Genomic DNA, 25,722 nt, shown 5'->3' on the forward strand with positions numbered 1-25,722 from the left:
CTTTCTGACATCAGCTTTCCTTAAAAACCTTCTTCAATGATCTCGCCTTATTTCATTCCGACATCAGAGCAATGAATAGAACCTGCCCTTCAGGAAAAAACTAAATAACACAAAATCAGCAGGTGATCGAAGTGCATTTGTTCATGCCTGAAACGGTTGTATTTGAACCCGGTTCACTGCAGTACCCGCTTGGTGAAAAAATTTATAAATTTTTTATGACAAAACCCGTGGAAATTGTCAAGGCTTCTCTTTCAGCCTTTACCCGCAATCTTTCAGGTCTGACCGAAAAACAGCGGTATGCCCGTTCAAAGACCATACTCGCGGTGTCGGTAAACCGTGAAAAAAAACTTGACGTCTGCAAGCCTTCTGCCGATTACTCCTTCAAGCTGGTAAGCAATTGCCCGGGAAGCTGCGAATACTGTTACCTGCAAACAAATTATTCATATAAACCTTACCTGAAAGTATTTGTTAACCTTGACGAGATATGGGACACGGTAGCCGGCTATATTCCGGAAACTCCCGGACAAATTGTGACCTTTGAGGCCGCAAGCAACGGCGATCCGCTTGCCGTGGAACATATCACCGGGAGCCTTGGCGAAACGATAGAATTTTTCAGCAAGCTTCAAAACGGAAGACTCCGTGTTGTAACGAAATTTAATAACATGGATTTAATCACCGGCAAAAATCATGGCGGCCATACCCGTTTCAGGGTAAGTATAAACACCGAATATATAATCAGGCAGTTCGAACACAGAACCAGTACTTTCGAAGAAAGGCTTGAGGCCGCCGTAAAACTCGCCGACGCGGGTTATCCGCTGGGGTTTGTTATCGCCCCCATAATGATTTACGAGAACTGGGAACGGGAATACCGCTCAATGCTTCAAAAGCTGCAGGAAAAACTGAAAAACCATAAAGTGAATGATCTTACTTTCGAACTAATCCAGCATCGCTATACCGAGCCCGCAAAGAAAAGGAGCCTTGAGCGGTTTCCGTATACAAGGCTGGATATGGACGATACCAGAAGAGAGCTTAAGTGGGGAAAATTCGGGAAATTCAAATATGTTTACCCGAAAGAAGACGCCGGAATGCTGAATGAAACATTAAGCGAGATAATTCATTCACTCTTTCCGGACGCGGTAATCGAATACTTTACTTAGCTCTCTCCAATGTCACTATAACAAGTTCAGGCCTGCAGTTTATCCTGACGGGCAGAAGGCTGATTTTCTGCCCGAATTTTTCGCAGTAATTTGGAATTGTTTTTCCCGAACTCGGTATTGTGAAGATCCGACACATGAGCAATTTTGTATTGGAAAAACGATTCAGGAAGTCTTTCGCTGAATATGGTTATTCTGGAAACATCAATGGACGTATTTTCCCAAATAATCCAGTTCGCAAAGACCGAAAGAATTATCACCGTTAATACAATAATTTTTACCTTTCTGTTTCTGTATCCCATAAACCGCTTAAAACCTGTGCCTTTCTTTGTCTGTATTATTTTACTGTTTTACCGCACATAAATCCTAAGTACAAATTAAAACAGCAATAACAGTGCCGGTACGGTCATATATGTCTTTTTCCGTTAAAAAATTAACGCCGACAAAGGCTTTTTAGAATTTACGAAATAAATCGGTTTTATTGATCCTTTTGATTTGCTTCTGCTATCATTTTATTAACAGCCAATATAAATGAAATAACACCGGAGGGCATTATATGCGTTACCATAATCCTATCATACCGGGTTTTTATCCTGATCCCAGTATCTGCAAAAAAGGTGATGATTATTATCTGGTAACCAGTTCCTTTGAATTTTTTCCCGGTGTACCCATTTTCCACTCAAAGGATTTGGTTAACTGGAAACAGATCGGTCACTGCCTGACCAGAAAAAGTCAGCTGGACCTGGAAGGCGTCCCATGCTCAAAAGGCATTTATGCACCCACAATCCGTTATAATCCCAATGATGATATGTTTTATATGGTTACGACAAATGTTACAAAAGGCGGCAATTTCTATGTAACTGCCAAAGACCCCGCGGGTGAATGGTCGGATCCGATTTGGGTTGAACAGGGAGGCATCGACCCGTCGCTGTTTTTTGACGATGACGGAAGCGCCCATTTTATTTCAAACGCCAGAGACAGAAGCGTAAGCGGAGCAGGCTTTCTGTGTGCGCCCATTGATTTGAAAACGGGCAAATTTTTAAGACCTGCGACCCCGCTTTGGGGCGGAACGGGAGAAAGCGCCCCCGAAGGCCCTCATATCTATAAAATCGGCGGCTGGTACTACCAGATGATTGCCGAAGGCGGAACCGAACTAGGCCATATGGTTACAATCGCAAGAAGCCGCGAGCTTTACGGAAAATACGAACCGTGCCCTTTTAATCCCATACTGACCCATCGACATCGCAAAGGGGATATAATCCAGGCTACCGGACACGCAGATTTAATCGAAGACAATGACGGAAACTGGTGGGCGGTGTTTTTGGGTTACCGCCAGACACATCAGTATTTCCACCACCTGGGCCGCGAAACTTTCCTGGCACCCGTGTCATGGCGTGACGGCTGGCCTGTTATAAATAACGGCGAAGCCATTAAACTTGTCATGGAAGGCCCCGGCTCTGCCGTCCAAACGCTGAGTACCGACTATGAAACAGACTTCACTTCAGGAATTGACTTCAACTGGGTTCATTTGCGTAATCCGCAGGAAGGAGCCTGCGAAGCCGGTCCCAACGGCCTTATTCTGAGGGGAAATTCCTACACTTTGTCAGACATCGGAAATCCGGCTTTTCTTGGCATCAGGCAGCGGGATCTTTCCAACCGGGTTGAGGTGGACATGATATTTTCGCCCAAGCTCAATTATGAGGAAGCGGGATTCACTATCTATTACAAATGCGACGCCCATATGGATGTTTATATAAGCAGGGTGAACAACGAAAATTATCTGTTCTTCCGCAAGGTTGTAGGTGAGATTAATCATGAGGCGGCACGTGTGCCTCTCGATATTGACAGAATAACTATCCGGGTCATTGCGGATAAACTTGAATACAGAGTGTATGCAGTAGTAAACGGCGCCGAAATATACCTTGGCAAAGGCCTGACCCGCCATGTTTCCACAGAGGCCCATGAATTAGGTTTTACCGGCGTTTTCTACGCCTTATACGCAACAGGAAACGGCAGAAACTGTGAAACCGAAGCCCTGTTCACCCGGTTCTCATACAAGGGCTTCGACAGAGAAGATATAAGTCTGTAACAGTCCAGACAAACCGGCTTTGGATGCCGTTTTGTCTGAATTTCCATGTCCGTAAACCCTTTACCTGACTACGTAATCCGAAAGGCTTACTGACTTAATACTTAACATAATTCAGCCAAGCACAAATAAAAAACCCACAGAAGTTTTTCTTCTGTGGGTACTGGAGGCGCCACCCAGATTCGAACTGGGGAATAAAGGTTTTGCAGACCTCTGCCTTACCACTTGGCTATGGCGCCAAATAAGATACAACAAAGAATATATATTCCCTCTATATTCTTTGTTGTTTTACTGGAGCGGGATACGAGATTCGAACTCGCGACTTTCACCTTGGCAAGGTGACACTCTACCACTGAGTTAATCCCGCACAGTATAGAGGTTGTTCGCCTCTATTCTGGTGCCCAGAGGCGGAATCGAACCACCGACACGGGGATTTTCAGTCCCCTGCTCTACCGACTGAGCTATCTGGGCGTATGGCGACCCGAAAGGGACTCGAACCCTCGACCTCTAGCGTGACAGGCTAGCGTTCTAACCGGCTGAACTATCGGGCCATGTAATCTCTTTATTTTCAATGTGGTGGGCACAATAGGGCTCGAACCTATGACCCCCTGCTTGTAAGGCAGGTGCTCTCCCAGCTGAGCTATGCGCCCGTTTCGTCTTTCGCTATCCGCTATCGTCTCGCGGCTTTTTCAGTATACAAAATTATTTGCTTCTTGTCAAGTCGTTATTAAAAGTTTTTTTATTAATAAATATCTGTAAATTGCAATATTAAATGCAACACCTATAGTGGAAATCATCCATAATTTTAGGTGTTAAAGTACAACATCATCTTTTAGCCCTTCTTAACTACTATCTTGAGCGAGTGCAGAGGGTAGTCAAGGGTTATCGATAGATAAGACAAAGTCTTTACCCTTGACTACCCTCAAATGAGCTTTAAAATATCTTGGATGAAGGGCTCAGACTATTGCTGATATATTTTTGTTTACCAGGTTATGTATCTCTTCATTAAAACATTCTTCAGGTGTTTTGTAACCTAATATCCTTCGTGGAAGGCTGTTTAACCATTGTTGTATCCGTTTTATCGTTTCTTCAGAAAAATCTTTTATAGCCTTTCCTTTAGGAATAAAACGCCTAATAAGTCCATTATGACGTTCATTAGTTCCTCTCTCCCATGAGGAATAAGGATGAGTGAAATAAGCTTCAATTCCTAGCCCTTGTAACATTTCGGATAGTCTACTAAATTCAGAACCATTGTCTGCCGTTATAGTGCGAAATACATTTGAAACATCCTTACCATAACAATTCTTAAGTTCTGAAAGTGCCTCGTTAACAGTATTACTGTCTTTTGCGTCCAAAAGAAACAATAACTCGTAGCGGGTTTTTCGTTCAGTTAAGGTTAAAATTACTGAATCGTTAGACTTTTTGCCTGTTACCGTATCAATTTCCCAATGCCCAAAGGTTTGACGTGATTGTACTTCTTCCGGCCTTTGATCAATGCTTTTCCCTACAACCCGTTTGTTTTGACGTATCCTTTTTATTTTAGATTTTAAACGTAGTTTAAGATTTAAATCTATATTTCGTACTTTTATGAGTCCCAGGTCTATATAATTATACAGTGTTTTGGTACATACAATAGTAGAATTTTGCCACTTGGGGTCTCTCCTACATAAACCAACAACTGCATCTGGAGACCATTTTTCGCGTAGTATCTTATCTTCTGCAAACTTAAGAAAATCTTCAACTTGAGCCAATTTACGCTTTGCTCCGCAATTCATACGATTTTTCTCATAAACTGCCTGCCCTGTTTCAGGAAAATATACTTTGTATGTCGATAAATCAGTTCTCATCTGCATTGTTGTCCCTCTTTTAATTTCACGGCTAATTGTACTTGGCGAGCGACCTAGTTTATTAGCAATATAACGTTGACTCTTTCCTTCTTTTAAAAGAGCTGCAATCTGCCCTCTTTCATAAACACTTAAGTGTTTAAACTTATGCTCAGTTGTGGTAGACTTATATTGTACAGCCATAGTTGAGAACCTCCTGTATGTTTGGATTGGACACCTAAATCATACATGATTTCTCACTATGGTTGTCAATTTTTTATTTCATTTTACTGTTGCATTTAATTTTACAACGAACCATTAATAAATATCAGAAATTTTTTGCAAAACCCGGTCAAAACATCCTCAACTGTTCATATAGCACTGTGTCCTCGGTTTCGACAAGGGAATTTCTTATGCTTTCGCTTTTAAACGGCACGTTGCCGTAATATTTCCCCTTGCATGTAATAAAATACTTGGCACGCTTTAAAACCACTCTGAACCTTTTCAGGTCGTCATAGGATATACTTCCAAGCCGCCTTGCCTTTACGATTTTCAACGCCGATTTCACACCTATCCCCGGCACTCTCAGCAGCATTTCATATGGCGCCTTATTTATTTCCACCGGGAAAAGGTGAAGGTTTCTCAGTGCCCAGCCGCACTTTGGATCCACATCCAGATCAAGATTCTGATGAAATTCGTCAACAAGCTCACTGGCCTGAAAACCGTAATATCTCAAAAGCCAGTCGGCTTGATAAATTCTGTGCTCGCGCAGCAGCGGAGGCTCGGTATATATCGCCGGCAGGTTGGGATGCTGGTTTACAGGCACATACGCCGAATAATAAACGCGTTTCAGCCCGAAATTCCGGTAAAGATATTCGGCCAGGCGCAAAATCTGGGCGTCGGATTCAGGCGTTGCGCCTATAATCATCTGCGTCGACTGCCCTGCGGGGGCAAATACGGGAGTATGGCGGATTTTTCTTTTATCCTCATTGAACTCAAGAATCCTCTGATGAATGTAAGACATCGGCGTTATTATATGTTCATGCTGTTTATGGGGCGCAAGCATTTGCAGGCTTTTTCTTGTAGGGAGCTCAATATTGACGCTCACGCGGTCTGCATACAGCCCGGCCTGGTCAATGAGCACGGGATCGGCACCCGGAATGACCTTTACATGTATGTATCCGTTAAACCTGTAATTAACCCTTAAAAGCTTAAGGGTTTTAATCAGCAATTCCATTGTATAATCGGGCGATTTCAGAACCGCAGAACTTAAAAACAGGCCCTCTATGTAATTTCTGCGGTAAAACTGTATTGTCAGCTCGGCCAATTCCTCAGGGGTAAACGTGGCCCGCGGAATATTGTTTGTAACACGGTTAATGCAGTATGCACAGTCGTAAACGCATGCATTTGAAAACAAAACCTTCAAAAGGGAAATGCACCTGCCGTCATCGGCCCATGAATGGCATATACCAGCCATATACGCATTTCCTATGCCACCGGGCGTATTCTTTCTTCCGCTTCCGCTTGACGCACACGATACGTCGTATTTCGCAGAATCAGCCAGTATTCTAAGTTTTTCCATCAAATTCAACAGAATCACCCGAACATATGTTTGCTTATATTTTATCAAAATTAGTGATAAGAATCAAATGTTATTCTGTTTCTAAAAAAATAAATTAACGCATATTTATTATTTAAACGCTGTATATAGCTGATAGTATTTGCAGCCAAAATTTAATTTATTGGGGGTTTTCAAATGAGTTTTATGGATTTGGAGGCGTTTCGCAAAACAGATGAACCGGTATGTGAATTCAATGATTTTGCCGGCAATTTCCCGGGTTATATTCTGAACCGGTATGTGACCCCAAGAACCGACATTTATCAGACAGACAAAACAATCATAATCAAATCCGAAGTTCCCGGAATTTCAAAAGACGATATGGAAATAATAGTTGAAAACACATATGTTAAGCTTTCCGGGCATAAAAGGAGGGTTAAAACTGCGAACAACGAAGAAATTTACCGTTCAGAACAGTTTTACGGCAGGTTTTCAAGAATCCTTCCTCTTCCGTGCGAAGTTCAGCCCGACAAGGCGGTTGCCGAATACAGGGACGGAATACTGACCATTATAATCCCGAAATCCGACAGCAAAACTTCCCACGGAAGAAGAATTGAAATTAAATGAACGGTTCGGGTTTTTTATCGGTAAGCCCAAACCAGTACCGGACGGCACCCACAATCCTTTCGGAAGCATGTCCGTCGCCGTAGGGATTAACACTGTGGGCCATTCTGCGGTATTCGTTTTCGTCTTCAAGCAGCCTTGAAGCTTCTTCTATTATATTTTCCTTTTCGGTACCCACCACTTTAACCGTCCCGGCTTCCACCGCCTCGGGACGTTCTGTTTCATTCCGCAATACAAGTACCGGCTTACCCAATGACGGCGCTTCCTCCTGAAGCCCGCCGGAGTCTGTCAGCACAAGATATGACCTCGACAAAAGGTTGTGCATGTCAAGAACCTGGACTGGATCTATTAAATGAACACCGGGCACTTCACCGAGAATTTCCCTTACAGGGCCCTGCACCTGGGGATTCAAGTGCACGGGATAGACTATTTCAACATCGCCTTCGTATTTCCGAACTATTTCCTTTAACGCATGGCATATGTTTTTAAGCGGCTGTCCGAGGTTTTCCCTCCTGTGCGCCGTTACGGTTATCACCCTTTTGTTCCGGAAATCCACTTTTCTTAAAAATTCATTTTCAAACTCGTAATTGTCCGAAACAGTGGATTTTAACGCATCTATTGCGGTATTCCCGGTAATGTATATGTTTTCAGGGTTTACTCCCTCCCTTACCAGGTTGTTGAAATTATTTCTTGTGGGTGAAAAATGGATGTCCGCAATGCATCCTGTCAGTTTCCTGTTCATTTCTTCAGGGAAGGGAAAATATTTGTCAAAGGTTCTCAGCCCCGCTTCAACGTGTCCGACGGGTATTTTGCAGTAAAAGGATGCCAGCGCGGCAGCGAATGTAGTGGTTGTATCACCATGAACCAGGACCATGTCGGGCTTTAATTCCTTAAGCACCTTTTCCACACCGTCAAGCACAAGGTTTGTAATACCCGACAGTGTCTGTCCCTCTTTCATTATGTTTAAATCGTAATCGGGGTTTATGTTAAAGATTTCAAGCACCTGATCCAGCATTTGCCTGTGCTGTGCGGTTACACACACCTTTGACACGAGGTCCTGCGTATTCTCAATAGCCTTTACAAGAGGTGCCATCTTTATGGCCTCAGGTCTTGTTCCGAATATTGTGAGTATAACAGGTTTGCTCATACTTACACTCCGTTAAGGTTTTTCTGCCTGTTCGTGGGTATATTTTCGTGTCTGGTCATGAGCCTTATTTTTTTCTTCACCGTCGTCATGGATCCTTTCGGTTATTTCCTCATTCTGCTTGTCTCCGATAATCTCCGACAAATACCTTGCTCCGGCCACCACAAAAACGGATATTATGACCACAAGGATAATTGCAGGAAGAAGGCCCTTATTGGCCAAAAGTATGGACACAAGACCCAAAGCGCCGCTTACGACATACAGTATCGTAACCGAGTATTTCGGGGAAATTCCCATATCCACCAGCCGGTGATGTATATGCCCCCTGTCGGCCTGTCCGATTGGCTTTCTGTTAATAACTCTTCTTATAATCGCAAAAGCCGTGTCAAATATCGGAAGTCCCAAAGCAATAAGCGAAACAACCATCGTCAGTGCGGTATATGCCTTCGTCGCACCTTCAATGGATATGACCGACATAATAAAACCCAGGAAATAAGCGCCGGTGGAACCTATGAATATCTTTGCCGGATTGAAATTATACGGCAGAAAACCCATAACGGCGCCTGCCAGCGCTACATACAACACCGCAAAAACGGCGTGAATATCGGGGGCCATCATGACCGCAACAACGAAAAGCGACAGTGAAGCAATTCCGGTAACACCCGCCGCAAGCCCGTCCAGCCCGTCAATTAAATTTATTGCATTTGTGATTCCGACAATCCAGAAAATTGACAAAATCACAGATATCGTCTCATCAATGCTCACGTATTTTATATCCTTGACCGAAATCGTAAAATACTTAATCTTTGTTCCGGTAAAAACCACAATCGCGGCAGCGACAAGCTGTACCGGGAATTTAACCTTAGCCGACAGCGGATGTATGTCGTCTATGATGCCCATGGCTACGATAATTATCAGCGCGACAAAAAAGCCTATCAATTTCATCGGCGAAATATCACTGAGCCATTTAATGAGTTCATCGGGCTGATACACCAGGAACTCATAGAAAACCGAAACCAGAAAGCCAGCGATCACGGCAAGGCCGCCCATAAGGGCAGTGGGCTTTTTATGCATTCTTCTGTCGTCCTTCGGAACATCAATCGCATTAAGGCGCACTGCTATCTTTTTTGCTATGGGGCAGGTAAAAAACGAAACAATCAGAGCTATCGCAAAAGGTATAATGTATTCATACTCCACCATTTATATTTCGACACCTCTTTTGTATAAAACAATTGCCAAAAATATTTTTCCCATCATATAAGACAGTATAACCCCGCCGAATGTTCCGTGAGTGTCAAAAAATCATTTTTTATACTGAACATTTTTGAAATCATTCATATTATATCATTATAAACCGCAGGATTTTTTCATTTTATTTAAATATATGTTAAGCCTTAATTACACGGCTGTCACCCGGGCCTTCGTACCGCACCACTCTGACCCCGGCCTCCTGTAATAACTCCATTGCAAGGCTGTCGGGATAATCGCCCTTGAATACTATTTTCTTTATACCGGCATTGATTATAAGCTTGGCACACAGAACACATGGCTGAGTTGTTACATACATCGTACCGCCGTTGACACTGGTTCCCGAATATGCCGCCTGGACAATCGCGTTTTGTTCCGCGTGGGCAGCCCGGCATATTTCATGCCGCTGCCCCGACGGAATGCCGAGCTTGTCCCTGAGACAGCCCACTTCCGCGCAGTGTTTGCATCCTACCGGCGCGCCGTTATATCCCGTTGCAAGAATCCTCTTGTCTTTGACAATCAGTGCTCCCACCTGACGGCGCAAGCAGGTGGAACGTTTTTTCACCAGCTCGACAATGTCCATGAAATACTCATCCCACGACGGTCTCACACATTTCACCCCTGAGCCTTTCCGCTGCCTTTTGCCTGTTTTTCCTTACTTTGTTCCGAAAAGCCTGTCTCCGGCGTCACCCAAACCGGGAACGATATAACCGTGTTCGTTTAACTTTTCGTCCACGGCAGCACAGTAAATGGCTACATCCGGGTGATCATTGTGAAGTCTTCGTATTCCTTCCTGGGACGCAATCAGGCACATGAATTTTATGTTTTTTACGTTCCTCTTTTTCAGGAAATTCACTGCTCCGCTGGCCGAGCCTCCGGTGGCAAGCATCGGATCCACAAGCACCACGTCCCGTTCGTCAATATCCGACGGGAGTTTGCAGTAGTATTCTATCGGTTCCAGCGTCTCATGGTCCCTGTAAATCCCTATATGACCCACACGTGCCATCGGAACAAGTTTCAAAAAGCCGTCTGCCATTCCGAGCCCGGCCCTGAGAATGGGTACCACGGCCAGCTTCTTTCCCGCTATAACCTTGGTTTTTGCGACGGCCAAAGGAGTTTCCACTTCAATGTCCATCAGCGGAAGGTCCCTTGTAACTTCGTAACCCATTAAAACCGCAACTTCCGAAACCAATTCCCTGAATTCCTTCGAACTTGTATTCTTGTCCCTCAGTAATGAGACTTTGTGCTGGATAAGGGGATGATCAAATATAAAAACATTGTCCATATTCTGCATAATAAACCTGCCTTTCCTACTTTCTTTAGTTTTTTTTCATATTCAGAGACCTTAAAAAATGGAATGCCTGTAACAGACATTCCACTTACTCCTTATATTCTTCTTCAATAGCGTTAATTTTATCAATTCTTCTCTGATGCCGAGCCTCATGGGAGAAAGGAGTTTCCATAAAGGTTTTAACTATGTCAAGTGCAAGACCGATGCCAAGAACACGGCCCCCAAGGGCCAATACATTGGCATTGTTGTGTTCTCTGGCCATTCGCGCCATATATGTGTCGGTACACAAAGCCGCTCTGATTCCGGGCACCTTGTTTGCCGCAATGGATATGCCGATGCCTGTTCCGCATATCACGATGCCCAAATCACATTCACCCGACGCTACAGCCTTTGCGACCACAACACCTATATCAGAATAGTCCACCGCTTCGGTACTGTAGGTGCCATAATCCCTGTAAGGTATTTTTTCACTGTCCAGATAACCTTTTATGGCTTCTTTCAGTTCGTATCCGCCATGGTCGCTTCCAATCGCGATCATAAAAAATAAGTCTCCCCTTTTTCACACAAAGCCCTGTTTTTTCGTACGGAACTTCGGCTTGCCACGTTCCATAGTTCATTTTATAACAATAAGATAAATTGTGCAACAATTGCAGACACAGTACGCATGAATTTGCATCAAAGTTTGTCCAGTATTCTAAGAAGCGCCGTTTCAATCTCCTCGGCACAGTCCTCATATACCTCCACGCCGTATCCGAAAGGATCGGATATATCCCAGTCATTTTTGGAATAACCGGCATATTCCTTCAGCGTGAAGACCTTGTCGGCCGCTTCAGGGTACACGTCAAGGATCATTCGCTTGTGGTCCCTTGTCATCGTCAAGACAACATAGGCATCCCTGATCATGTCAATATCCAGAACGCGGGCGTAATGCCCTGAAATGTCAAGCCCGTATTTTCTCATCGCCTCTATGGCCTCAAAGCTTGCACCATCGCCTTCGAAGGCATAAACTCCCGCCGACGAGCATGTATATTTATTGTCCAGGCCCTTGGCTTCAACAATGCTTTTAAAAAGCGCTTCAGCCATCGGGCTTCTGCATGTATTGCCGGTACATACAAACAGTACATTTTTCATATCGCTGACTACCCCGTTCATTTTTATACTCTCATTCATATTATTCCCGAATATTATTCTCCGGCCTGTATTATTTTCCCTCCGGCCGCTTTTTCAATACGGTTCATCACCGCGAGGCCCATGCCCTCCTTCGGGATTGCCTCGACATATATCCTGTCGGCTCCCATTCTGTCACATTCCCTGAAAAGCCTGAATATGCTCGAAGCTATTTCAGCCGCATTTTCAATGCTGCCATAGGAAATTGCGTTTTTCAGGCCGTATTCCCGTATATGTTCTTTTGCCGCCAGTATTACCGATTTTATACCCGCATTTTCGTCGTCCGTAACCGCCTTTTTCAGCCACTCAGCAATATTTCCGTATTCTCCCGAAACGACAAACACATCGGCTTTCGGCGCATAGTGTTTGTATTTCATTCCCGGCGCCCTTGGCCTGTCAACCGGCTTTCTCTCCAAAATGCTTCTGTCCAGCTCCACCCGTCCTATTACCTGTTCTATCATCCGTGGTGTTATACCTCCGGGCCTTAAAATCACAGCCGGTTCAGACGTCATGTCAACAACGGTGGATTCAACGCCAACCCGGCACGGGCCGCCGTCGATGATATAAGAGATTCTGCCGTCGAGATCCTCCAGCACGTGTTTCGCCATTGTCGGGCTTGGCCTTCCCGAACGGTTCGCGCTGGGCGCAGCGACAGGAACACCGGCTTTGCGTATCAGCTCCAGCGCAATATCATTGTCAGGCATTCTTATTGCCACAGTATTAAGACCGCCTGTCGTAACGTCGGGAACAATATCGGTTTTTTTAAGAATAATTGTAAGGGGTCCGGGCCAGTAAGCCGACATGAGCTTCAACGCGTTGGGACTGATTTCGGTTACGAGAGGTTCCAGCATATCACGATCGGCGATATGCACAATCAGGGGGTTATCGGACGGGCGGCCCTTTGCGATATAGATTGACCTAACGGCTTCGCTGTCCAAAGCATTTGCTCCGAGACCGTAAACCGTCTCGGTCGGGAAAGCCACCAGCTTTCCTTCCCTAAGCGCCATAGCCGCTTCTATAAATTCGGGCGCATCCCCGGACGTAAATTCGATATATTTCGTCTGCATTTCCTACTCCGTTCAAGTCCTTTCGGTAAATTCATCTTCGGTAATCAAATAGATTATAGCATAATTAAACAATGCTGCAAGCCGAAAGAACGGTTTCGGCAAAATCATACATCTTTTGTCGCAAGTTCTATTATCTTCTCCACCGTTATGTCCTTTGTTGAAACATTGCATGCCAGAGTCCGGCTGGAAAGAACCGCAACGCGATCACAAATCCCCAGGATTTCCTCTATGTCCGAAGAAATGAAAATTACGCCCACTTCTTTCTTTACCAGATCGTTTATAAAATTGTAAATGTCAATTTTACTTGCAATATCCAGACCACGGGTGGGCTCATCAAGTATGAATATTTTTGCCCGGTTCATAATCCATTTTGCAAAAACTGCCTTTTGTTGATTACCGCTTGAATATTCAAGAATATTTTCCCTCGGATCCTGAGTTATATTCAGTTTTTTGATGTATTCCATAACCGACTGGGTCAATATTGAAGTGTTAATTTTCAGCGCATGGGCAAATCTTTTTAACGATGACACCGAAATATTGTCGCTTACGGAAAGGTAACTGAAAATGGAGTAGTTTATCCGGTCCTCGGGGATTAAAGCAATCCCGTTTGATATGGCTATGTACGGATCTGAAATTTTAACTTCTGAACCGTTTATGAATATTTTGCCTTTGACATTATCCACCGCACCAAACAGGCATTTCGCCAGAAGAGTCCTTCCCGAACCTGCAAGCCCCGTTACTCCCAATATTTCTCCCTTTCGCAAATCAAAACTAATATTCTGAAGTTTGTCTTCAAAACATAAGTCCCTTACCGACAATATAACGTCTCCCGTTTTTACCCTGATTTTCGGATACCTGTTTTTTATCTGCCGCCCGCTTATCAGCCGTATTATCTCATCCCTCGTACAGTCCGCGACCTTTCTTGTGTCAACGATTCTGCCGTCCCTGATTATCGTAATTCTGTCCCCGAGGAGAAATACATCATCCAGGCTGTGAGTAATGTAAAAAATACCGGCGCCTCTTTCCCGTATGCTTTTTACCACATTACACATGAGTTCTTTTTCGTTCTGAGTAAGAGCGGCAAAAGGTTCATCCAGAATAACAATATCCGCCTCTGATACATAAGCCCTCAGAACTTCGCATATTTGCCGCTGTGCAAGTCCCAGTGAGGAAACCCTGTCATTTATCGATATGGGCAGATTAAACTCATCAAGCAGTTTCCGGCACATATAATTGAGTTTGTTGTAGTCAATGATCTTCAGAAACCTGTTTTTGTACGGCAAATTATTAAAGAACAGATTTTCGGCTATCGTGAGATTTGTCAGCATCTCAGATTCCTGTCTTACATAGGTTATATCCTTTTTCACGGCGGAAGAGTACTCACTGTATTTCAGTTCCCTGCCTTTCAGGAAAAACCGGCCGGAATCGGGCGGCAACTGTCCGCTGACCACATGCATAAGCAGGCTTTTGCCTGAGCGGTTCTCACCCATAATTACATGAATCTCGTTCGGGTATAAATCAAGGTTAATGCCGGACAACGAGAAATTCTCAATTCTCAAATTCACATTCTCCAGTTTTAAAACCGGTATTTCCATGTTTTCTCCCTGGCCTTAAGCCACAAATACTTATTCTTCATATATGTCAACGGACGTATATACCTGAATGTTCAGGCCAAACAAATAATCCTTGTAGGAATCGTCCAATGCAGAATTTGTTATGATTTTGTCGGCAAGATCGACGCTGCCCACACGGTAAAGGGATTTCTCACCAAAGCAGTTAGCCAGGCAGACAACCGACACTATCTCAGCAGAACGTATGGCCTTTTGGATAAACGACGCCTTGCTTATGCTCGAGACCATAATTCCCGCCTGCTTATTAATGGCGTCAACCTCAACAAACAGATGTTTCACCGAAAAATACTGCATATTGTTTTCGGCCAGCTGGCCGTAGACGGCGTATTCCTTCACATCCCCGCCCAATAATATCACATTGTTTACAGGGGAATTGGCAAACTCCATCGCCACCCTCATATCATTCGTAAGAACGGTCAGGTTGCTCTTCTGCGTCAGTTTCCGCGCGATATAAACGTTGGTAAGCCCTTCGGTAATCATAATCATGTCGTTGTCCGAAACCAAATGAAAAACCGTTTCGGCATTTCCTGCCGTTGGGTTTTATATATATCAACAAATTCCTCTGCGTGCTCCTCTTCCGTATATTCCTTCAATATCGCGCCGCCGTGGGTACGCTCCAAAAAGCCCTCTTTCTCAAGCTTTTCCAGATCCCTTCTGATTGTTACTTCGGTAACATTCAGAAGTTCGCTCAGTTTCGCAACCGACACCTTATGCTCTTTTAACAGATAATTTTTAATTATCCTTATCCGTTCCGCTGCAAACATATCTTCACTGTCCGGTTCCTTTCCGCTTGATATGATTATTTTATATTACTTTTTTGAATATTTCAATGTCTTAAAACGAAAAAATAAATAAATAAACGCAACAATTCAAACAAAAATCTATTGACACTATAACTAATTTTTGTTAATATCGCAGAGGAATCGAACATAAATATAAATTAACAGAAAAAAATGAAAAAATAGAATTTTTGTTTTCAATCTATAGGGCGCCCTATATAAAAATAAAAAAATATTGGGGAGGACTTGGGGTATGAAAAGTCTCAAAAAATTATTCGCATGTCTCCTTTCGCTGTTACTAATCCTTTCGCTCTCAGCCTGCAACACTTCTCCAGCCGGCAAAACCCAGACGACGAAAAAGGCGTACATAGGTATCTCAATGCCCACGCAGTCTTCGGAACGCTGGATCAAGGACGGCGGAACAATGAAGGAAATCCTTGAGAAAAGAGGATACACCGTCGACCTTCAGTTTGCGGAAGACGATATTCCCACTCAGAAAGCGCAGATTGAAAACATGATTATGAAGGGCGCAAAAGTTCTTGTGATAGCTCCGATTGACGGCTCCACCCTGTCGGAAACCCTGGATCAGGCTGGTAAAGACGGCGTCAAAATCATCGCTTACGACCGCCTTTTGGTAAACACCGACGCAGTTTCCTATTACGCTACGTTTGATAACAGAAAAGTGGGACAGCTTCAGGCACAATCCCTTCTGGAAGGCCTGAAAAAGCTAAAAGGCGATGGTCCCTACAATATCGAACTCTTTGCCGGTTCTCCCGATGACACGAATTCATACTACTTCTATCAGGGAGCAATGGATGTTCTGAAACCGTTAATCGACAACGGAACAATCCGCATTCCGTCGGGGCAGACAAAACAGGAGGAAATCGGTATTTTGCGCTGGGACGGCGCAGTTGCCCAGGCCCGAATGGATGCGCTGCTTGCAGCACATTACACCGACGGCACCGTCCTCCACGGGGTTCTTTCACCCTATGACGGCCTGTCAAGGGGGATTATATCGGCTCTGATATCCTTCGGCTACACACCCGGCGATAATTTCCCCGTCGTTACGGGTCAGGACGCCGAAGCGGCTTCAATAAAACTTATTATATCCGGCGAACAGTATTCCACCATTCTGAAGGACACCAGAAAACTGGCAGAAGTGGCCGCGAACATGGTTGAGGCGCTGCTTAACGGAACCGAACCTGAAATCAACGATACCGAAACCTACCATAACAATGTCAAGGTAGTTCCCGCCTATTTGCTTGAGCCTTACATTGTAACCAAGGAGAACTACAAAGAACTGGTCATTGATTCGGGTTACCTGACAGAGGACGATATAAAATAGTCAATTCCCATTTCGAATGTTTCGGTCGGTTAGCGGCGATTTGCCGCTAACCGGCTGAAATATCATTAAGTAATCCCAAACAAATTCATATGGCGAAAAGGAGTCGGTCATGGAACAGTATATTCTGGAAATGAGAAATATAACAAAGGAATTTCCGGGAGTCAAAGCCCTGGACAATGTCAACCTTAAAGTCAGGCGTGGCCAGATTCACGCCCTGGTTGGCGAAAACGGCGCGGGAAAGTCAACTTTGATGAATATTTTAAGCGGCGTATATCCGTACGGAACTTATGAGGGCGAGATAATTGTCGAAGGAGAAGTATGCAGATTCAGAGACATAAAGGAAAGCGAGGCAAAAGGCATTACGATAATTCACCAGGAACTGGCGCTGATCCCCACCCTGTCCATTGCCGAAAACATATTCCTGGGCAATGAGCAAACCCAGAGACGCTGGATTATAGACTGGCACAAGACGCACAGAAAGGCCATGGAAATGATGAAAAAAGTAGGCCTTAACGAAAACATAAATACAAAGGTGGCGGACCTGGGTATGGGGAAACAGCAGCTTGTGGAGATTATCAAAGCCCTTGCAAAGGACGTTAAGATTCTAATTCTTGACGAGCCCACCGCTGCATTGAACGACGAAGATTCAAAAAATCTCTTAAGGCTTCTTGTCGAATTGAAAAATCAGGGAATTACCTGCATTATAATATCCCATAAAATAAACGAAATTGTCGAAGTGGCCGATGAGATAACAATCCTCAGGGACGGAACGACGATTGAAACCCTCCGCAGAGGCGTTGATGACTTTTCCGAGGACAGGATCATAAAGGGCATGGTAGGCCGTGAACTGACCAACAGATTCCCCAAACGCAGCAGCAAAATCGGAGAGGTGCGGTTCGAGGTCCTGAACTGGAATGTATATGATCCCAAAGACCCGTCGAAGCACGTAATCAAAAACGTTTCAATCTATGCCCGGAGAGGTGAGGTAGTAGGCATTGCCGGGCTGATGGGGTCCGGAAGGACCGAATTCGCAATGAGCGTGTTCGGCAGGGCCTATGGCACAAACATATCGGGCACCATAAAGAAAGACGGGAAAGAAATTGTTTTGCGCGACGAAAGCGAGGCAATAGCAAACGGTATAGCCTATACCACGGAGGACAGGAAATCCGCAGGCCTCATACTGATTGACGACATAAAACGAAATATCGTACTCCCCAGCCTTTCAAAAATAAGCAAAGGAATTGTCATTAACGAAAACGAGGAAATCAGGGTCGGGGAAGAGTACAGAAGGAAACTCAGGATTAAATCTTCCAGCGTTCTGCAGAAAACCGGGCAGCTTTCGGGCGGAAACCAGCAAAAAGTGGTTTTCAGCAAATGGATATTCGCAGAACCAGACATACTGATACTGGATGAACCCACAAGAGGAATTGACGTGGGCGCAAAATATGAAATTTACTGCATAATAAACGAACTGGCCGAAAACGGAAAAACAATAATAATGATATCCTCTGAACTGCCTGAAATACTTGGAATGTGCGACAGAATATACGTAATGAACGAAGGCAGAATAGTCGGCGAATTAACGGCAGAAGAGGCTTCCCAGGAAAAAATCATGCAATGCATTATGAGAAGCAACAAGGAGGTATTTTAATGAAAAAACTCAACTTACTGCTTGGTGGCAACCTTCGTCAGTATGTAATGATAATTGCCCTTGTAGTGGTGATTATATTTTTTCAAATCATAACAGGCGGAATTCTGTTAAGCCCGCTGAACATTACAAACATCATCCAGCAGAACGCATATATACTGATACTTACAACAGGAATGCTGCTGTGCATCCTGACATGCGGAAACATTGACCTTTCGGTCGGCTCAGTCGCGGGATTTATCGGCGCAGTGTCGGCGGTGTTTATTTTGAAAATTAATATGCCGGTTTTTCCCGCCATTTTAATATCACTGCTGATTGGGGTCTTAATAGGCGCCTGGCACGGTTTCTGGATCGCTTATGTAGGTGTTCCCGCGTTTATCACAACACTGGCCGGAATGCTAATTTTCAGGGGGCTCACGATGGTTATCCTCCAGGGAATGAGCCTTGCGCCGTTCCCCAAATCGTACACGTTCATATCGGCGGGTTTTATCCCCGATATTGCCAACATAGAAGGCATAAATCTTCTGGCAATAATAACCGGCATTGTGGCTTCGGCGCTGTACATACTGAGCCAGGTAAATGACAGGAAAAACAAGAAAAAATACAATTTTGAGGTTTCATCCACAGGCGCATTCCTGGCAAAAATCGCGGCCATTGTCGCAGTCATAAACGCCTTCACCTATTCGCTTGCAAGGTACAAGGGAATCCCGGCGGTGCTTATTATCGTGGTTTCACTGGTCTTAATATATTCATTCATCACAAATAAAACAATACCGGGAAGGCATATTTATGCCTATGGCGGCAATCCCAAAGCAGCCAAACTTTCAGGCGTGAAGACCAAAAAGGTTTTGTTTTGGGTATATGTAAACATGGGCTTCCTTGCTGCTCTCGCAGGAATTATTTTTACCGGGAGGCTTAATTCTGCCACACCTAAGGCCGGAAACGGCTTTGAACTGGACGCCATTGCCTCGTGTTTTATCGGCGGGGCCTCCACAACCGGCGGTATCGGTACCGTCGTCGGGGCGATAGTCGGGGGCCTCTTAATGGGGGTTCTTAATAACGGCATGTCCATACTGGGCGTCAGCATAGACTGGCAACAAGCAATTAAAGGCGTGGTTCTCCTTGCCGCCGTTTCCTTCGACGTGTATTCAAAATCGAGATCAAGGTCTGTTTAAACATATCCGCAGGAAATTAACACCTACGGAATTTGTCGGTAAGTTCCGCACTTCACGGAAAACTTACGGCGCGCCGACATACTCCTCCGGCCTGATGCATGGGCGGCCAGAGCATAAATATTGTGCAATACCGGAAAAAACGCTCCATTTTCCGCACCTCACCTAAAGTTTCCGGTATTGCACAATTATTTTGAGAAAACCAGCGCAATTTCATTGAAGGTTTTTTATTGAAGGGAATAAAAGCGGTGTGATATAATGATGCAAACATTATCAGAATTTGTTGAGGAAGTGCAGCTTATGGAGGAGCTCAGGCGGGAATACCTGAAAAACGTAAAACGTATTGTAATTAAGGTCGGTACCTCCACCCTAACGCATGAAACGGGGCGGATTAACCTCTTAAGAATGGACAGGCTCGCGATGACAATTTCAGAGCTGATAAACGAGGGATATGAGGTAATCCTTGTATCCTCGGGCGCGATCGGAGTGGGCATGGGCAAACTGAGCCTGAAGGAACGGCCTCAGGTAATGGGTATGAAACAGGCCCTTGCAGCCATAGGCCAGTGCGAACTGATGAATATTTACAGCAAAATGTTTGCTTCATACAACCAGATAGTTGCGCAGATTTTGCTTACAAAAAACGATGTGGATGACGATATAAAAAAAAGGAACATTGAAAATACTTTTGAACACCTGCTGGAAAAACACGTGCTTCCGATTGTCAATGAGAACGATACCGTTTCGACCGACGAAATAAGCTCAATGGATCACTTCGGGGACAACGATACGTTGTCCGCCGTCGTGGCGAAACTGGTAAACGCCGACCTGCTGATTATTCTTTCGGATATAAACGGGTTTTATGACTCGGATCCGAGGGAAAACAAAAACTCAAAGCTGATAGACACCGTAACCGAAATAGATGACCGCGTAATGCGGTGCGCGGGCGGCGAAGGCACTAAATTGGGCACCGGGGGCATGGTAACAAAGCTGAACGCCGCGAAAATAGTCATAAACGCGGGAATACATATGGTGCTGGCAAACGGCTGCGATCCGTTTATCATTTTTGATATCCTGCGCGGCGAAAAAATCGGAACTTTTTTCGTCGCAAAAAGATAAAAATTTATGAAATTCATCAAATATCGATAAAATATTTATGAATGTTTTTCCAGGAATATAATGGTAATTTTTTGTCTGACCTGATATATAGGCAAACAAAAAATTTTTAATGGAAAAAATTTAAACTTGTTTTAGAAAAAATAACCTCAAATACTTGACTTTGGTGGATTTTCATTATAAAATGATGTCGAAATTAAGTGCGGGAGGTTATCTTGTATGAACAAAGCAGAATTAGTCAATGTTATAGCCGCTAAATCAGGCTTAAGCAAGAAGAATAGCGAAGCTGCACTGAATGCAACTCTCTCTGCTATAGAAGAAGCTTTGGTTGCCGGCGAAAAAGTTGTGCTTGTGGGTTTCGGTACGTTCGAAGTTAAGCAAAGAGCCGAAAGAAAAGGAAGAAATCCTCAGACCAAGGAAGAGATCGTAATTCCTGCTTCCAAAGCACCCGTATTCAAGCCTGGTAAAGGGCTGAAAGACAAGGTTAACGGATAAAAAAACTGAAAAAAGTGAAAATAAAATGCTCTGCATAAAGCAGAGCATTTTATTTTTATCCGAGAACGGATATAAGCGCTCCCGTAAGAATTCCGGCCAGGTTTCCGAGAAGGGGAAACCTTCCCCTGTAAGCGGTGCGGGATTCATTAATCAGTTCTCCGAGGCTTACATAAAGCATCGCGCCACCCGCAGTCCCGAGGCATATCGCAGAAAACATGTCGGATATGCTTCCGAAGGCCGCTCCGAAAAATGCCCCTATCCCCATCGGAATACCTGAAAGAATTGTAATCAGAAACACTTTCAGCGGTTTTATTCTGCCCATTCTCAGTGGAATTGCCATCGCCATCCCTTCAGGAATATCATGAAGAAGTATCGCCACCGACAGCGTTATTCCAACGCTTGTCCCCGACTGAAAACCCGCCCCCACGGCAAATCCCTCCGGGAGGTTGTGAAGCGCCACGGCAAGCACCATCATCCAGCCTGACAGCATAATCGGGTTTGTGTCACGGTACGCGTCAGCCGGTTTATTTTTGCCGCTTTTCCTGTAAAAAGACCTCAAATATTCGTCTACGAAGATAATCATTATTACTCCTGCTAAAAGTCCTACGGACGTGTGAAAAAATCCCGACGTCTTATAGCCCTCGGGCAAGAGTTCCATGCAAACCGTGCTAATCATAATTCCGCTTGTAAACTCAAGCAGTGTGCTCTGAACCCTGTCCGAAAGCGAAACGGGGATAAAAGCCGTTAATCCGCCTATTCCTGTCCCTATTAAACCCGTAATCAGGCCCTTAAGGGTTATTGACAGAAGGCTGTTGACGGTAACCGTAATATTAATCCCTCCCCGTCACCCGTTCCTATCATATATATGAAACAAGGCATAAAAAAAGAATTCACCCACGGTGAATTCTTCGTCTTTATATAAATTTTTGTCTTCACTTCTTTTTGTCAATGAAATATGAAGGAACATTCAAAGGCTTAGGCGTGTACGCGCTCGCAATTTTTTTCGCGTTATTTATGTTTTTTATCTCCTGTCCGAATTGGTTCTGGAGCGCTACCGCGTTTTCATATCCCTGTTTTTCTATTTTTATTATCTCTTCAACAAGGGCCGTAATTTGCTCAATAAGGCTTTTTAATTCGCTGCAGCCTTCAATGCCGGTGTCCTCAAGCTGGGTCAGACTCTCTATGCCCAAAAGCTTTTTTAAGGCGTCAGAAGCCTTCAAAAAGGCATCATCCAGTTTTCCTATATAGTCTATTATCTCATCCTTTTTGTTAAGCACCCTTTCGACTTCGTCAAGGCGCTGCTCCCTGAATGCCTCGTCCTGCTTTTCGGACAATGCTTTCAGCTGCTTCAGCAGCTCCAGCTTTTTAGCCGAGAGTTTAATCATCTGTTCCAGAATGGTTTGTTCCTGCATTTTACCCACCACGGTTAATTTTATTCACCGGCTGCAGCGGCACTGCTTCTTGTCTGCTTTCTGGCAATTCTCATCGCCTGCTCCCATGTATCCCTGAGCTCTTTTGCAAATTCCAGCACTTCGTCGAGGATTTCGCAGCTTTTCTTCACGTTGGCCTCAATAAGCCTTCTGAGCATAAAATCATACAGCATTTCCAGGTTGTTTGCTATTTCGTATTTTTTATCAAGGGTGGACATCAGTTCGGAAACTATGTCCTGCGCCCTTAAAATGTTTTCATTGGCTCCTTCAATATCTTTTTTTGAAATCGCATTCTGGGCCTTCATTATGAATTTTATAAGCCCGTTATACAGCATCAGCGTAAGCTCTTCCGGACTTGCGGTATATACGCTGTTCTCTCTGTACTGGTTATAAGCTGCCATGTTCATAAATCAATTCCTCCGTTAAAATCAGATGAACCCGATTATTGCCGGTACACCCCCAACTGGGCGAAAAGCCAGCTTAACTGGGAATTCATCTGACTCATATATTTTTCCAGCTCGGTAAATTTCCTGTAATAGCTTTCCTCTTTTTCAGCCAGCCTCGTATACATTTCATTTATTCTTTCTTCGAAAGCCCTAATTTCTTTTGAAAGGCTGCTTTCATACTGGCTCAAATCGCCTTCCATTCCGGCCTTTTCAAGAAGAATTCCTTTATACCCTTCTTTGTTTCGCAGTGTTGATATATAATCGTTAAGAATATCCGATATTCTGTGCAGCAATCCCTGTTCCTTGTATCTTACATTGCGCTGCTCCTGAGTAAGATCGCGATCATAAAGGGGAACGCTGTCTGAAGTCTTTATAAACAGTTCCCTTACTTCATCGGGCCTGTCCCTGAGGGCTGCCTTCAGCTTGTCTTCATCTATTGAAAGCTTGCCTTTATCCAGATAGGAATTTGATGAAATGCCTATCGACGAAAGGCTGATTCCCACTCCTTCAACGGCGTCTATCAGGGCAACGCGCATGCTCCGCTGAATCTGTTGGAGTATTGAGTCGTTTCTGAGCAAACCTGTCTTAGCCTTTTCTTCCCACTTCTTTATTTCATCTTCTGTCAGTTCTTCCTTTTCATCGTCGGTCAGCGGGAAGTAATTCCTGTCATATTTTTCAGTCAGTTTGGTATTGAACATGTCCACCAGCTTGTTGTATTCGTCAACAAAGCTTTTTATTAAATTATAAACGGTGTCAATGTCCCGTTCGACGGTAATTGTCGCGGAGCCTTGCCCTTCATGCACTTTCTTGAGGGTGTATTCAATGCCGTTTACGGTAAATGTGTTGGAGCTTCTGACAATCTCAACTCCGTCTATTTCCACCTTGGCATCCTGACCGGATTTTTCCGTATATCCTGAAAGAATAGCCTTTAAAAACGGATCAACGTTACCATTATTCCCCAAATCAATATTTTTACCGGCGCCGGTCTGTTTTGCCGTTATAATGAACCTATCTTCTATTTCATCGTAACTTAATGTCACCTTTGCATCAGAGTCATTATTAACCGTGCTCATCACTTTTTGGAGTGTATCATTTGCAGAAAATGTAAAAGTTTTACCGTTAATCGTGAATGAAACATTCCCGTTTTCATCAATAAACTTAAGAGTCTCATTATTCTGCGAACTTCTGAGTTTATTTTCCAGATCTCTTAAAGTAATGCCGGTCGACAGACGGTTTGACGCCCCCGAAGCAATTCCGAGAATTGATAACCCATCGTTGCTTCCTGATGAAAGCGTAAGCTTGGATGCGCCATTCGTCGTTGAAAAATAAATTTTACCGTCTTCATTAGTTCCGACAACTATTTTTCTTACCACATTATTTTGGCCGTCTGTAGTTAAACCGAAAGCCTCATCAAGCCGATCTTGAAGTTCCTCAACAAAATTTGAGCCACCCGGCAGTTCGATTTCCTTCGTTACTCCGTCAAGGGTTACTTTAATTGTCTTTCCTTCCAGCGCCTCTGAATCTAATGACTTCAAATCGGAAACCGTTACGCCTGTTGTTATATTCCCTGATACTCCTTTTCCGCCTTCGACGACAGCCGCCGTGGCAAGCTGTTTCACCACAACCTTGTGGGAACCGGCCTGCGCGGATGCTGTTCCTTTCGCAGTAACATATTCGTCCGACGAGGAGATAACCTTGAAAACGTTAAAGGAATTTTCGGACAACATGTAAGAAGTTCTTTTTGTTATATCAAAAAACTTTTCCTTAAAGCCTCTCAAAGCGTTTATAAATTCCCTGTACGCTTCCTGTTTCCATTCGGCCAGCTGTTTCTGCCTCTGGAGCTTGTACAGCGACTGCTTTTCAACAAACATCAGCTGCTTAACAATTGTATCGGTATCAAGTCCCGTCGCAATACCGACCAAACGCATTGTACTGTATTTGTTAATATTATTAATACCACTCATTCATTCACCTTCTTTCATCCACTAAAATCCCTGCAAGTTCGAGAATATTTGCTATCAAATCCAGTATTTTTTCCGACGGGATTTCTCGTATTACTTCCTTTGTTTCAACGTCTATCACTTTCACAATAATTTCTTTTGTTTTTTCATGTATTGAAAACTCCAGCGCACGGTTTGCAATAACCAGTTTCTCATTTGCTTTTTCAATGGTTTTTATCAGCATTTTTTCAGATATATCAATGTTATTTTCGCCAGCCGGAGTCGTCTTTTGTGCGGTATGTACTTTATCTACGTTAATATCACCGGTTTTGACCAGGGTATTCATCCCATCAATTCTCACGATGATTCCCTCCAATCGGACAAATACGAAATCTTCAAAATATCAAATGCATTCTGCACTTGCCGGTTTAATAAAACATACACCTTTATGCTCTCTTTCTTACAATATATATCGGTAACATCCTTACTGTAATTTACAATATTACCTCAGAATATACCGGTTATTTTCAATGCATTATTCAATATTGCAACTTTACAGGG

Annotated in this window: 26 protein-coding genes and 5 tRNA genes; 8 read left to right on the forward strand and 23 right to left on the reverse strand. The window is 44.0% G+C overall.

All coding sequences use genetic code 11. The features are described 5' to 3' along the window. Positions 1–122: 122 nt before the first annotated feature. Positions 123–1,157: a spore photoproduct lyase gene (gene splB, locus CST_RS11910; protein WP_242823557.1), complete on the forward strand. Its 1,035-nt coding sequence runs from the start codon at positions 123–125 to the stop codon at positions 1,155–1,157. A gap of 26 nt (positions 1,158–1,183) precedes the next feature. On the opposite strand, the gene CST_RS11915 is transcribed toward splB, so the two are convergent. Next, positions 1,184–1,456 (reverse strand): hypothetical protein, encoded by a 273-nt coding sequence (locus tag CST_RS11915; RefSeq protein WP_015360185.1) that lies wholly within the window; start codon positions 1,454–1,456, stop codon positions 1,184–1,186. A 254-nt stretch (positions 1,457–1,710) separates the two neighbouring features. On the opposite strand from CST_RS11915, the gene CST_RS11920 reads away from it, so the two are divergent. Beyond that, entirely contained in the window at positions 1,711–3,243 is a 1,533-nt protein-coding gene (locus tag CST_RS11920) for a glycoside hydrolase family 43 protein (RefSeq protein ID WP_015360186.1), read from the forward strand. A 161-nt stretch (positions 3,244–3,404) separates the two neighbouring features. Here CST_RS11920 and CST_RS11925 read toward each other — a convergent pair. The 7 genes from CST_RS11925 to CST_RS11955 all read right to left on the reverse strand — a co-directional run bounded on the left by CST_RS11925 (position 3,405) and on the right by CST_RS11955 (position 6,654). Next, positions 3,405–3,479: transfer RNA gene (locus tag CST_RS11925), tRNA-Cys, on the reverse strand. A 53-nt stretch (positions 3,480–3,532) separates the two neighbouring features. Further along, a tRNA-Gly gene (locus CST_RS11930) sits at positions 3,533–3,607 on the reverse strand. 28 nt (positions 3,608–3,635) lie between these two features. Beyond that, positions 3,636–3,711 (reverse strand) — tRNA-Phe (locus CST_RS11935). A gap of 3 nt (positions 3,712–3,714) precedes the next feature. Beyond that, positions 3,715–3,791 (reverse strand) — tRNA-Asp (locus CST_RS11940). 23 nt (positions 3,792–3,814) lie between these two features. Continuing rightward, a tRNA-Val gene (locus CST_RS11945) sits at positions 3,815–3,890 on the reverse strand. Positions 3,891–4,196: 306 nt separating this feature from the next. Next, positions 4,197–5,267: an IS30-like element ISCth3 family transposase gene (locus CST_RS11950; RefSeq protein WP_015357916.1), complete on the reverse strand. Its 1,071-nt coding sequence runs from the start codon at positions 5,265–5,267 to the stop codon at positions 4,197–4,199. Between the two features lie 148 nt (positions 5,268–5,415). After that, complete coding sequence (locus tag CST_RS11955) at positions 5,416–6,654, reverse strand: putative DNA modification/repair radical SAM protein (protein ID WP_041746610.1); 1,239 nt, start codon at positions 6,652–6,654, stop codon at positions 5,416–5,418. 165 nt (positions 6,655–6,819) lie between these two features. Between CST_RS11955 and CST_RS11960 the strand changes: the two genes are divergently transcribed. Further along, on the forward strand, positions 6,820–7,248 hold the full coding sequence (locus CST_RS11960; RefSeq protein WP_015485158.1) for an Hsp20/alpha crystallin family protein: 429 nt from the start codon (positions 6,820–6,822) through the stop codon (positions 7,246–7,248). On the opposite strand, the gene wecB is transcribed toward CST_RS11960, so the two are convergent. From wecB to CST_RS13140, 10 genes are all read right to left on the reverse strand, one after another. Continuing rightward, positions 7,241–8,392, reverse strand: coding sequence for a non-hydrolyzing UDP-N-acetylglucosamine 2-epimerase (wecB, locus tag CST_RS13765; protein ID WP_015360188.1), 1,152 nt, complete (start codon positions 8,390–8,392; stop codon positions 7,241–7,243). The genes CST_RS11960 and wecB overlap by 8 nt on opposite strands. A gap of 12 nt (positions 8,393–8,404) precedes the next feature. Next, positions 8,405–9,589: an MraY family glycosyltransferase gene (locus CST_RS13770; protein WP_015360189.1), complete on the reverse strand. Its 1,185-nt coding sequence runs from the start codon at positions 9,587–9,589 to the stop codon at positions 8,405–8,407. A gap of 187 nt (positions 9,590–9,776) precedes the next feature. Then, positions 9,777–10,247 (reverse strand): deoxycytidylate deaminase, encoded by a 471-nt coding sequence (locus CST_RS11975; protein ID WP_015360190.1) that lies wholly within the window; start codon positions 10,245–10,247, stop codon positions 9,777–9,779. A 45-nt stretch (positions 10,248–10,292) separates the two neighbouring features. After that, a complete protein-coding gene (gene upp / locus CST_RS11980; protein ID WP_034837616.1) occupies positions 10,293–10,922 on the reverse strand; it encodes a uracil phosphoribosyltransferase in 630 nt (209 codons plus the stop codon). A gap of 94 nt (positions 10,923–11,016) precedes the next feature. Beyond that, positions 11,017–11,466, reverse strand: a complete 450-nt coding sequence (gene rpiB / locus CST_RS11985; RefSeq protein ID WP_015360192.1) for a ribose 5-phosphate isomerase B — start codon at positions 11,464–11,466, stop codon at positions 11,017–11,019. Positions 11,467–11,603: 137 nt separating this feature from the next. Further along, positions 11,604–12,098 carry a low molecular weight protein arginine phosphatase gene (locus tag CST_RS11990; protein WP_015360193.1) on the reverse strand — a complete coding sequence of 165 codons (495 nt, stop codon included), beginning with the start codon at positions 12,096–12,098 and terminating at the stop codon, positions 11,604–11,606. Between the two features lie 14 nt (positions 12,099–12,112). Further along, positions 12,113–13,162, reverse strand: a complete 1,050-nt coding sequence (locus CST_RS11995; RefSeq protein ID WP_015360194.1) for an L-threonylcarbamoyladenylate synthase — start codon at positions 13,160–13,162, stop codon at positions 12,113–12,115. 104 nt (positions 13,163–13,266) lie between these two features. Then, positions 13,267–14,757: a sugar ABC transporter ATP-binding protein gene (locus tag CST_RS12000; RefSeq protein ID WP_015360195.1), complete on the reverse strand. Its 1,491-nt coding sequence runs from the start codon at positions 14,755–14,757 to the stop codon at positions 13,267–13,269. Positions 14,758–14,787: 30 nt separating this feature from the next. Then, a complete protein-coding gene (locus CST_RS12005) occupies positions 14,788–15,297 on the reverse strand; it encodes a DeoR/GlpR family DNA-binding transcription regulator (RefSeq protein ID WP_052327936.1) in 510 nt (169 codons plus the stop codon). Further along, positions 15,276–15,557 (reverse strand): DeoR family transcriptional regulator, encoded by a 282-nt coding sequence (locus tag CST_RS13140; RefSeq protein WP_052327937.1) that lies wholly within the window; start codon positions 15,555–15,557, stop codon positions 15,276–15,278. Before CST_RS13140 ends, CST_RS12005 begins: the two co-directional genes overlap by 22 nt. Positions 15,558–15,825: 268 nt before the next feature. Between CST_RS13140 and chvE the strand changes: the two genes are divergently transcribed. From chvE to CST_RS12030, 5 genes are all read left to right on the forward strand, one after another. Further along, positions 15,826–16,917: a multiple monosaccharide ABC transporter substrate-binding protein gene (chvE, locus tag CST_RS12010; protein WP_015360196.1), complete on the forward strand. Its 1,092-nt coding sequence runs from the start codon at positions 15,826–15,828 to the stop codon at positions 16,915–16,917. 109 nt (positions 16,918–17,026) lie between these two features. Beyond that, positions 17,027–18,568, forward strand: coding sequence for a multiple monosaccharide ABC transporter ATP-binding protein (gene mmsA, locus CST_RS12015; RefSeq protein ID WP_015360197.1), 1,542 nt, complete (start codon positions 17,027–17,029; stop codon positions 18,566–18,568). Continuing rightward, complete coding sequence (mmsB, locus tag CST_RS12020) at positions 18,568–19,740, forward strand: multiple monosaccharide ABC transporter permease (protein WP_015360198.1); 1,173 nt, start codon at positions 18,568–18,570, stop codon at positions 19,738–19,740. The genes mmsA and mmsB overlap by 1 nt, the downstream gene beginning before the upstream one ends. Before the next feature lie 255 nt (positions 19,741–19,995). Beyond that, the gene (proB, locus tag CST_RS12025; protein ID WP_015360199.1) at positions 19,996–20,853 is read left to right on the forward strand and encodes a glutamate 5-kinase; all 858 of its coding nucleotides are present in this window, start codon (positions 19,996–19,998) and stop codon (positions 20,851–20,853) included. Between the two features lie 216 nt (positions 20,854–21,069). Next, on the forward strand, positions 21,070–21,345 hold the full coding sequence (locus tag CST_RS12030) for an HU family DNA-binding protein (protein ID WP_015360200.1): 276 nt from the start codon (positions 21,070–21,072) through the stop codon (positions 21,343–21,345). Between the two features lie 55 nt (positions 21,346–21,400). Here the strand turns inward: CST_RS12030 and CST_RS12035 are convergent, their stop codons facing one another. The 5 genes from CST_RS12035 to CST_RS12055 form a co-directional block, all read right to left on the reverse strand. After that, positions 21,401–22,003: a ZIP family metal transporter gene (locus CST_RS12035; protein ID WP_242823558.1), complete on the reverse strand. Its 603-nt coding sequence runs from the start codon at positions 22,001–22,003 to the stop codon at positions 21,401–21,403. A gap of 274 nt (positions 22,004–22,277) precedes the next feature. After that, a complete protein-coding gene (gene flgN, locus CST_RS12040) occupies positions 22,278–22,757 on the reverse strand; it encodes a flagellar export chaperone FlgN (protein WP_015485163.1) in 480 nt (159 codons plus the stop codon). A gap of 20 nt (positions 22,758–22,777) precedes the next feature. Beyond that, positions 22,778–23,182: a flagellar export chaperone FliS gene (gene fliS / locus CST_RS12045; RefSeq protein WP_015360203.1), complete on the reverse strand. Its 405-nt coding sequence runs from the start codon at positions 23,180–23,182 to the stop codon at positions 22,778–22,780. A gap of 35 nt (positions 23,183–23,217) precedes the next feature. Further along, on the reverse strand, positions 23,218–25,185 hold the full coding sequence (gene fliD, locus CST_RS12050) for a flagellar filament capping protein FliD (RefSeq protein WP_015360204.1): 1,968 nt from the start codon (positions 25,183–25,185) through the stop codon (positions 23,218–23,220). 4 nt (positions 25,186–25,189) lie between these two features. After that, positions 25,190–25,522, reverse strand: a complete 333-nt coding sequence (locus CST_RS12055) for a flagellar protein FlaG (RefSeq protein WP_015485164.1) — start codon at positions 25,520–25,522, stop codon at positions 25,190–25,192. Positions 25,523–25,722 lie beyond the last annotated feature (200 nt).

Origin of the sequence: Thermoclostridium stercorarium subsp. stercorarium DSM 8532, from assembly GCF_000331995.1 — a bacterium.
Lineage (GTDB): Bacteria > Bacillota > Clostridia > DSM-8532 > DSM-8532 > Thermoclostridium > Thermoclostridium stercorarium.